This window comes from Streptomyces sp. YS-3 (genome assembly GCF_045257485.1).
Taxonomy (GTDB): domain Bacteria; phylum Actinomycetota; class Actinomycetes; order Streptomycetales; family Streptomycetaceae; genus Streptomyces.
In genome coordinates this window covers 1-915 of sequence record NZ_JBJHPC010001101.1, presented here as the reverse complement: position 1 = coordinate 915, position 915 = coordinate 1, and the positions used below count along the sequence as shown (strand labels likewise).

The following is a 915-nucleotide window of genomic DNA, read 5'->3' as shown; positions in this document are numbered from 1 at the left end:
CACTGCCCGTCGTCCCCCCGCCGCTGCACCACCGCCGCGTTCACGGTGACCTCGTTGGGCCGGGTGTCGGCCGTGAACCCGAGCCGGACCTTGACCGTCACGGTCTCCCCCGCGCCGATCACGAACCCGGGGAAGCCGTCGTCGAACACCCCGATGTACTCGTCGGCGTCCGTCCGCTCGAAGGGGACGGGGTGCGCGCGCCCCGCCGACGCGTCGAAGAACTCCAGCTTGGCCTGGGAGTCCTTGAGGGTCCGGTCCCGGTCGACGAGGACGACCACGGGGTGGATGTTGCGGCAGGTGTGGGCGGTGGTGTTGGTGAGGTCCACGTACCAGAGCTGCGCACCCTCACCCGGGACGTACTCCGCCGGCCCCCCGTGGATCCGTGTGTCCACGGGGAAGTCGGCCCCGGCCCGGTCCCCGCAGACGGGCTGGTTGGCGGCGGAGAGCAGGGCGTGCCCCTGCCGCCCCCGCGGCTCGCGCTCGTCGGCCGCCGCGACCGCGGGCGCGGACAGGGCCGTGGCCGCGGTGACGGAGATGGCGAGGGCGTTGCGCAGTCGCATGGGGGACCTCTGCTGCTCGCGGGCGTACGTGCTCAGGGACCCTGCCACGGGTACGCGGCGACCCGGACCAGCCACACCCGTACGCCCCGCGAAACCGACCCGATCAGCCCAATATCGGACTGTACGACCAACGGCCCTGCCGAGGCGTGGTCCCCCCCGTACCTGGTCTCGGGTCCTGTCCCTGGTCGTTGGTCCCTGGTCCTTTGGCCATCGACCGGTCCCTGGTTCCTGGCCCATCGGCCGCCGACCGACGGCGACGGCCGCGGCGACGACAGCGACGGGCGGGACGCCTCGCATCGCACCCCCGTTGCGGCACTAGGACTGGTCGTGCGCTTCCCCGCGCCCCTTCACGGAC

Annotated in this window: 1 protein-coding gene; it reads right to left on the bottom strand. The window is 73.1% G+C overall.

Features of this window, described 5'->3' with window-relative positions:
• On the bottom strand, positions 1-560 hold a 560-nt coding region (locus ACJA3G_RS37745; RefSeq protein WP_406557511.1), incomplete at its 3' end, for a hypothetical protein.
• Between the last annotated feature and the right edge of the window lie 355 nt (positions 561-915).